Here is a 239-nt window from a genome sequence, read left to right on the forward strand (position 1 = left end):
ACAAGGTTCTTCAATAACCCTAAAGACCCCGGGGCCGCTATGCGGCCCATCGCCGGCAAGCCAGCTCCCACACCTGTACGCCACTGCTATCGAGTCCTGTGACTTACCTGTGTGGCTTGCCGGCGATAGGGCCCTGACAGGCAAAGCCCCATCAAAGCCAAATTGCATCCCAATGCGGATAATCCCCAACCCTCGCGACCAATCCTGCCCGCTTCGGATTCATGACAATGTACCGCGCC

1 pseudogene is annotated in these 239 nt (G+C 58.6%); it reads right to left on the bottom strand.

The features are described 5' to 3' along the window. Nucleotides 1–151: 151 nt before the first annotated feature. Nucleotides 152–239 (bottom strand): annotated as a pseudogene (locus tag J5M58_RS28220) (transposase); the annotation flags it as partial.

Origin of the sequence: Pseudomonas sp. 32_A, assembly GCF_017490905.1 — a bacterium.
Classification (GTDB): domain Bacteria; phylum Pseudomonadota; class Gammaproteobacteria; order Pseudomonadales; family Pseudomonadaceae; genus Aquipseudomonas; species Aquipseudomonas inefficax.